Origin of the sequence: Anthropogastromicrobium sp. (genome assembly GCF_037349415.1) — a bacterium.
GTDB lineage: Bacteria > Bacillota > Clostridia > Lachnospirales > Lachnospiraceae > Anthropogastromicrobium > Anthropogastromicrobium aceti.
The window spans coordinates 39,377-47,726 of sequence record NZ_JAXWCK010000056.1 but is presented as its reverse complement, the minus strand read 5'-3'; the positions used below and the strand labels follow the sequence as shown (position 1 = coordinate 47,726).

The window sequence follows — 8,350 nt, the reverse complement described above, 5'->3', positions numbered from 1 at the left end:
GGATTCCCAGGCGGTATGCCGGGCAATATGAACAATTTAATGAAGCAGGCACAGAGAATGCAGCGCCAGATGGAGGAGCAGCAGAAGGAGCTTGAGGAAAAGGAATTTACTGCAAGTGTAGGCGGCGGTGTTGTTAAGGTTACTGTTTCTGGCAAAAGAGAAGTAACAAATGTTGAGTTGGCAGAAGAGGCTGTTGATCCAGATGATATCGAGACATTGCAGGATCTGATCGTAGCAGCTGTAAATGAGGCTATGCGTCAGGTTGATGAGGCTTCTTCTCAGTCAATGGGCAAATTAGCAGGTGGTTTAGGCGGCAGCCTTGGTGGTCTTGGCGGAGGCTTTCCGTTCTGATGGATTTTTACAGCAAAACAGTAAATCAATTGATTGAAGAATTGTCCAGACTGCCTGGGATTGGAGCAAAATCAGCTCAGCGTCTGGCATTTCATATTATTAATATGCCAAAAGAGCAGGTGGAACAGCTGGCGCAGTCGATGGTGAATGCGCGCAGCAATATCCGCTATTGCAAGGAATGCTTCACATTGACAGATCAGGAGCTATGTCCGATCTGTGGCAGTGCAAAGAGAGACAAGTCAGTGATTATGGTGGTGGAAACTTCCAGAGATCTGGCAGCTTATGAGAAAACAGGAAAATTTGATGGTGTGTATCATGTTCTTCACGGGGCAATTTCTCCTATGCTTGGAATAGGACCGGGAGACATTAAAATAAAGGAATTGCTGGTGCGCCTGCAGCGCGAAGATGTGCGAGAGGTGATTATTGCGACAAATTCCAGTCTGGAAGGAGAAGCAACAGCGATGTATATAAGTAAATTAATCAAGCCAGCTGGCATTAAGGTAACACGTATTGCAAGTGGTGTGCCTGTAGGCGGTGATTTGGAATATATAGATGAAGTGACATTAACACGTGCACTTGATGGACGTGTGGAATTATAGTTGCAGGAAATGGTGACAAAATGGATAAATACGAATATCAGTTAAAAACAGAGCATATCAGACAGGTTGCAGCCAGAAAAGAGTATGGAGAGGCTGCAAAGCTGTGCGATACTATTGACTGGACAAAAATCCGCGATGTAAAAATGCTGACACTGGCTGCGGATATCTATACAGCAGTAGGGGAGTATGAAAAGGCAATCGATATTTTGCAGCAGGCATATGAGTATGCAGCGATGGGACGCCGTATTGTGTACCGTCTGACGGAGCTTGCATTGAAGGCAGACAGCTATGATGATGCAAAAAATTATTTCGAGGAGTTTTGCCGTATAGCACCAAACGATCAGGGAAGATATATTCTTTTATATAAGATGGCACGTTATCAGAAGGCGACTCTTGATGAAAAAATCAAAATTCTGGAAGCTTATAAGAGAGAGGATTTTGATGAGAAATGGGCTTATGAGCTGGCTGTTTTATATGCGATGAATAATGAGAAGGATAAGTGTATCCAACTGTGTGATGATATTATTCTTTGGTTTGGCCTTGGAAAATATGTAGAAAAGGCACTTTCTCTTAAGAGTCAGTTTGCACCGTTAACACCGGCGCAAAAGGAAAAGGTTCAGAAGTTTGCAGACAAAAAGGCACAGGAAGAAAACGAAAAGCTTCAGAAAAAGCAAGAAGAGCAGGAAAAGAAAGAATCACAGGCAGAGTTGGCTAAAAAAGCTGCCGCACAGGAAAAAATTTCAAAGTGGCAGGAAGAGCAGGAAAAGGCATATCAGGCAGAGCAGGAGGCAGCTAAAAAAGAGGCTAAAGCGCGAGAGGATGAGCAGAAGGCTTTGCTAGAGCGTGAAGAAAAGCTTCGTAAGCAGCGTGAAGAGGAACTTGAGGCAGTAGAACGCTTAAAGAAGGAACAAAGATTAGAACATGCTAGACAAAGTGTTGTTACGAGTGACATGAACGAAATTATGGCAGTAATTCAGCGTGCAAAGCAGGAGGATGCCCAGAACGAGCTGCAGGATGAGTTGGCAAAGCAGGTACAGCAGGTGCAGCAGCTTGCCGGAGAGAAGGATTTGGAGCTGGTTTCTGAAATTCCTTCAGATGTTGAAGAGAAAGAAAAACTGCAGGTGCCTGAGGATATTTCCTATATGCATGATGAAATTTCAGAGGACGAAACTACAGAAAGTGAAGTTTTAGATGACGAGACTTCAGAAAACGAAACCTCAGACGTTGAAACAGCAAACACCGAAACTTCAGAGAAAACCTCAGATAGTGAAAACGCTGATGAGGCTGTTTGGTTTGAAGCATATAAGCCAGAAGAAGAACCGCAGATTTCTGAGTGGGCAGCACCAGTGGCAGAAACGGTGGAAGTAGAGCCAGAGGAAGAAGTTCAAGAAGAATCTGAAAAAGAGCTAGAGGAAGAAGAGCCTCAGGAAGTAGTTCAGGAAGAACTTGAGAAAGAGCCAGAAGAAGCGGGGCCTCATGAAGAGATTCAAGAAGAATCTAAAAAAGATCCAGAAGAAGCAGAGACTCAGGAGGAGATTCAAGAAGAAATTCAGGAAGAGCCAGAAGAGGAAGAGCCTCAGGAAGAATTTGAGGAAGAACCAGAAGAGGAAGAGCCTCAGGAAGAATTTGAGGAAGAACCAGAAGAGGAAGAGCCTCAGGAAGAATTTGCTGAGAGCCGTCAAGTGGAGATGACAGCAAACAGCGGACTTCCAATTGTCAATCCGGAGGATATGTCACGTGTATGGCATTTTGCTATTCAGGCGATGCCAGATGAGGATGATATTGAACTGGCACTTGAATATTTAGAGGAACTGGCAGAACGCTCTTCACGTGCAGTTCCGAGATCTGTTGTGAAAATTACAGGTCAGAAGCTGAATCAGAAGGGACTTGTTAAGTCAATTGACAAGCTGCTTGGAAAGACAATTCTGATTGAAGATGCGGCAGACATGAATGAGCGTGTCATCAATGAATTTTGTAAGATCATTGATCCAACTGACAGAAGCTTGCTTGTTGTATTCATCGATACACCGGCCTCAATTCGTCATCTGCTTATTGATTACCCGCAGCTTGCACAGGTAGTTACGGCTCAATTTGTCCGTGAGACATATTCTGTTACTGAGCTTCTTGAGTATGCAAGAGGATATGCAGATAGAGAGGACAGTGTGTTTGATAAATCAGGTGAGCTGGCACTGATGGAGCGCTTAAAGGTAATTGCAGGTAATCAGGAGCGCAATAAAAAGCGTATTGTTGAGATGATTGTAAATAATGCAATTGAGAAGGCCGAGAAAAAATCTATGCGCAAGCTCTTCCAGAGCAAATATGACAAGAGAGGCTGCCTGATTTTGCGTGATAAGGATTTTGAAGTTGGCTGAAAAAAGAAAGGTGTGATTCTATGAATTGGCTTGTGATAGCGGTAATCGTATTGATTGTACTTGCGACACTGGCTGGTGCAAAAAGAGGACTTGTAAAAACAGTTCTTTCATTTGCGTCCTTTTTTGTAAGCTTGGTAATCATGCTGTTTGTCCGCGAGCCTGTGTCTGATTTTGTGAAAGACCAGACAGGGATTTATGCAGCAATAGAGACTAGTGTTAGCTCATTTGTGGGAGAAAAGACACAAGAGATTCAGGCAGGACAGGCGCAGCTGACAGATAAGGTCATTGATAGTCTGAATCTGCCGGATGTTCTGACAAAATCTTTAGAGCAAAGCAACAGCAAGGCAGTTTATGAGCAGCGTGGCATTCAAAATATAGCAGCCTATATTACGGGATGGCTCACAGATTTGGCATTTGAGGCTGTTTGCTGTATTATCAGTTTTGTTGTTGTATGGATTTTGCTTCGTATTGTAACAATGGTTTTAGCAGGAATTGTGAAACTGCCTGTTTTGCATCAGATTGACTGTATTGCAGGTGCCATTTGCGGGCTTTGTACTGCGTTGATTATAATATGGATCGGAGGTATTGTTGTGACTGCATTTGCAGCACAAGATTGGGGACGCGAGGCACTTTCAATGATTACACAGAGTACACTGCTGACATTTCTTTATAATAATAATTTTTTGCTAAATGCACTGCTTAAGGCAGTACGTTAATAAAAAATACCCTTCGATCAGTCTGCACACATAAGCAGCCTGTCGAGGGGTATTTTTTGATTAGCTGCTTTAAATTTAAGAAGCTAATATTTTTTTCATTCGATTTATTGTATGACAGTATGCTGGAACGAGAAACAGATCTGCCATGATCCATGCAATTGGACTGGCAATACATATGCCAACAAAGCCAATGAGCGGTACAAGAACAAGACTGGCAATAATTCGTCCAACCATCTCACAGACACCTGCTAAAATTGCCAATCGGGAATAGCCCATTCCCTGTATGCAAAATCTCACGGTATTGACGAGACAAAGCGGAATATAGAAAGCCGTGTTGAAAACTAAAAACTGCTTAACATGATCAAGAATGGCAATTTCATCTGCCGATACAAACAGAAGTGCAATTTGTCTTCCAAATAATGATAATACAAAGAAAGCAATAATGGCATAGATGCCGCCTATGAAGCTTGCGGATTTCAAGCCTTTTCCAACGCGATCAAGCTTCCCGGCGCCGACATTTTGACCGGCATATGTTGCCATTGTGGAGCCAAGTGCATCAAACGGGCAGCAGCTAAAGCCAGAGATACGGCCGGCAGCTGTAACTGCGGCTACGGCCTGAGAACCAAGTGAGTTTACTGCAGTCTGTAAGATAACACTTCCGATTGCTGTAATGGAGTACTGCAGACCCATTGGAATGCCCATGTTGCAAAGTATGATCGCCTGACGCCCCTCAAATTTCATCTCATCCTTTTCAAATTTGAGAATATCATACTGCTTTCTCATATATAAGAAGCATAAAATACCGGAAATCAGCTGGGAAAGAACAGTAGCCCATGCAGCGCCTGCCACTCCCATATGCAGAACAAGAATTGCCAGCAGGTCAAAAAGAATATTTAACATGGCTGAGATAACCAGAAATATAACTGGTGTGCGGCTGTCTCCGAGAGAACGTATAATACCTGACAGCAAGTTATAAAGATATGTGGCAGGTATTCCAAGGAAAATGATAAATATGTAGCTATAAGCATATTCGAAAATATTTTCTGGTGTATCCATCCAGGAAAGAATTTGTCTGCATAGTACACAGACGACAACTGTCATAACAGCTGCGAATGCGATGGACAGCCAGGCTGCGTTTGCGACAAATTTTCGCAGTCGCTTGTAGTCCTTTGCGCCAAAGCTTTGTGCTATTGGGATAGCAAATCCGCTGCAGACACCGTTGCAAAATCCAATTATCATAAAGTTGATTGCTCCTGTCGATCCGACACCGGCCAACTGATCAACGCCCAAACTTTTTCCTACAATAATAGTATCAACCATACTGTAGAATTGCTGAAACAGCATGCCAAGCAGCAGCGGAACTGCAAAGCTTAAAATTAATTTGAGCGGGCTTCCAGATGTCATCTCCCTTGTTGCATTTTTTGCCATACTTCTTATGCTCCTTTTTTTAAGTTGATTTTGACGTTTTTCCAGCACATTATAGCAGGTTATAAAACGTTTGCAAGTGTTTTTTTTGCTTTTTTGAAACTATTTCTAGCTATGCAAAATAGCATTGCAATTTTGCGCGGCTAGGGGTATCATAGTAGCATAATGCTACCAATAGCAAATATAGAAAGGTGAAAGATTATGACAGTACAGGAAAAGATTCATGAGTATCTTAGCGTACATCGCGATGAGATGGTTGAAGACATTAAGACATTGATCAAAGTAGACAGTGCTCGCGCAGAGGCGCTGCCAGGAAAGCCATATGGCGAGGGGGCAGCAGAGGCACTTCGTGCAGGATTGTCTCTTTTTGAGAAGCACGGCTTTTTAGGAAAAAACTGGGATAATTATGCGATTGACACAGTAATCAATGGAAAGGAACTTGGACTTGATATTCTGGCACACCTTGATGTTGTTCCAGGCGGAGACGGATGGACAAAGACAACACCGTTTGAGCCTATAGTTGAGGATGGAAAGATGTACGGACGCGGAACATCTGACGATAAGGGACCAGCTGTTGCGGCACTTTATGCAATGAAGGCAGTGCGTGATCTTGGTTTTGAGTTAGATAAAGATGTTCGTTTGATTTTAGGATCTGATGAAGAGTGCGGAAGCTCTGATATTGCCTACTATTTTGGAAAGAATACTCATGCACCGATGACAATTTCACCGGATGCTGATTTTCCGCTTGTATTTTTAGAGAAGGGAAGCCTTCACACTACATTTACAGCAGAAGTTTCACTAGAGGAAGGTCTTCCTAGAGTAAGAAGTGCTGTCAGTGGAATTAAGGTAAATGTTGTTCCAGCAAAGGCAGATGCCGTTGTTGAAGGAATGACAGCAGATGAGATGAATAAATATGTAAAAGAAGCTGAAGATGAGACTGGTGTGAAGTTTACTGTTTCTTTGGCTGAAGATGGTGCTCTTATGATTCATGCAGATGGTGTATCTGCACATGCGGCAAGTCCAATGGATGGAAACAATGCATTGACTGCACTTCTTAAGCTGCTTTCATCCCTACCGCTTGCAGAAAGCAAGACAAAGACATTGCTTCATAATGTAACTGCTTTGTTCCCACACGGTGATTACTGCGGAGGAGGACTTGGTGTGAACCTTGAGGATGAAATTTCAGGAAAGACAACTCTGACACTTGATTTGTTTGAATTAAATGATACAAAGATGAGCGGAACCTTTGACTGTCGTGCATGCAACAGTGCAACAGAGGAAAATACAAAGAATGTTGTTCAAAAGAAGCTTTCAGATGCCGGCTTTGAGCCAAATGATTCACCGCTGAATCCGCCTCATTATGTTCCAAAGGATTCTGAACTTGTAAAAACCTTACTTGAGACTTATACAGATGTGACTGGTGAAGTAAGAGAACCACTTGCAATTGGTGGAGGAACCTACGTTCATCATATTGAAAATGGTGTGGCATGTGGATGTGCAGATCCGTCTGTAGATAACCATATGCATGGACCGGATGAGTTTGTTATTATTGATCAGCTTGTTATGAGTGCAGAAATTTTTGCGCTGGCAATCGTAAAGCTCTGCGGAAAATGAAAAAAAAGTGGGAAAAGTGCCATCCATTCACAAATCGTTAAAAATTTGGACAAAAAATGAACACATTTATCGGTTATGATGTAGGCACAGTTGAGAAATCAACTGGACATTCATATATCTTTTTCATAGCCGATGAAGTAATCGGCATCCCTCCCCTTTTTATTCCCTTTTGGCCCTGCAGAGAGCAGGGCCTTTTTCTGTATCATGTACTAACATACAAAATAGGAGACGGTAGCAATGACATTACAGCAATTACGATATGCGATTGCGGTCGCGGACTGCGGATCAATGAATCAGGCAGCAGCAAAATTATTTATTTCTCAGCCAAGTCTTTCAGAGGCAGTAAAGGAGCTTGAGGGAGAGATTGGAATCCGTATATTCGGACGAACAAACAGAGGCATCATTGTAACAACAGAGGGAAATGAATTTTTAGGCTACGCCAGACAAGTTGTTGAACAGTACCGTCTGATGGAGCAGCGATACGTAGAGAAGACACAAACAAAGAAGCGCTTTGCCGTTTCCATGCAGCATTATACCTTTGCCGTTAAGGCATTTGTTGAGATGGTAAAGGAATTTGGTATGGACGATTATGCGTTTGCAATTCATGAGACAAAGACGGGAACTGTTATTGAGCATGTAAAGGATTTTATCAGCGAGATTGGTATTCTTTATATGAGTGATTTTAATCGGAAGATTTTGATGAAGCTGATTCATGAGAGTGAGCTTGAGTTTATCCCACTATTTGACTGCAATACTTATGTATATGTGTGGAAGAAAAATCCGATTGCATCAAAGTCTAGTGTTAGCTTACAGGAGCTTGAAAAGTATCCATGTCTTACGTTTGATCAGGGAAAGACAAATTCATTCTATTTTGCAGAGGAGGTTTTTAGTACCTACGAGTATAAACAGACAATTCAGGTAGATGATCGCGCAAGTATGCTAAATCTGATGGTTGGCTTAAATGGTTATACTTTGTGTTCAGGTATTATTTGTGAGGAGTTAAACGGAAGTGACTATGCGGCAGTTCCGCTTAAGGAAACAGAGGTCATGACAATAGGATATGTGAAGAGAAAAAGTATTCAGTTAAGTGAACTGGCGCAGCTTTATGTTAATGAGCTTGCAAAATACAAGAATCTGGTGCTGAAGTGATGAAAAACCACTTTAATCATCCAATATAGTTATAGGAGAATCCAATAACAGGCGTTTGCTTTTGTGTATTAGACAAAGACAGGCGCCTTCGCTATAATACAGACAGTGAAACAAAAAAACACCA

At 42.3% G+C, this 8,350-nt stretch carries 7 protein-coding genes; 6 read left to right on the top strand and 1 reads right to left on the bottom strand.

Annotation, left to right across the window (positions count from 1 at the left end; genetic code table 11):
- The 4 genes from WJP93_RS12725 to WJP93_RS12710 form a co-directional block, all read left to right on the top strand.
- A partial coding sequence (locus tag WJP93_RS12725) for a YbaB/EbfC family nucleoid-associated protein (RefSeq protein ID WP_337548667.1) occupies positions 1 to 351 on the top strand: 351 nt, incomplete at its 5' end.
- A complete protein-coding gene (gene recR / locus WJP93_RS12720; protein ID WP_227100553.1) occupies positions 351 to 950 on the top strand; it encodes a recombination mediator RecR in 600 nt (199 codons plus the stop codon). The genes WJP93_RS12725 and recR, both read left to right, overlap by 1 nt.
- Before the next feature lie 20 nt (positions 951 to 970).
- Positions 971 to 3,322, top strand: a complete 2,352-nt coding sequence (locus WJP93_RS12715) for a hypothetical protein (protein WP_337548666.1) — start codon at positions 971 to 973, stop codon at positions 3,320 to 3,322.
- Positions 3,323 to 3,342: 20 nt separating this feature from the next.
- On the top strand, positions 3,343 to 4,038 hold the full coding sequence (locus WJP93_RS12710) for a CvpA family protein (RefSeq protein WP_337548665.1): 696 nt from the start codon (positions 3,343 to 3,345) through the stop codon (positions 4,036 to 4,038).
- 75 nt (positions 4,039 to 4,113) lie between these two features.
- On the opposite strand, the gene WJP93_RS12705 is transcribed toward WJP93_RS12710, so the two are convergent.
- Positions 4,114 to 5,466, bottom strand: a complete 1,353-nt coding sequence (locus tag WJP93_RS12705) for an MATE family efflux transporter (protein WP_337548664.1) — start codon at positions 5,464 to 5,466, stop codon at positions 4,114 to 4,116.
- Between the two features lie 198 nt (positions 5,467 to 5,664).
- On the opposite strand from WJP93_RS12705, the gene WJP93_RS12700 reads away from it, so the two are divergent.
- Both WJP93_RS12700 and WJP93_RS12695 read left to right on the top strand, forming a co-directional pair.
- Complete coding sequence (locus WJP93_RS12700; protein ID WP_337548663.1) at positions 5,665 to 7,077, top strand: Sapep family Mn(2+)-dependent dipeptidase; 1,413 nt, start codon at positions 5,665 to 5,667, stop codon at positions 7,075 to 7,077.
- A 237-nt stretch (positions 7,078 to 7,314) separates the two neighbouring features.
- Positions 7,315 to 8,226 carry a LysR family transcriptional regulator gene (locus tag WJP93_RS12695; protein WP_227100548.1) on the top strand — a complete coding sequence of 304 codons (912 nt, stop codon included), beginning with the start codon at positions 7,315 to 7,317 and terminating at the stop codon, positions 8,224 to 8,226.
- Positions 8,227 to 8,350 lie beyond the last annotated feature (124 nt).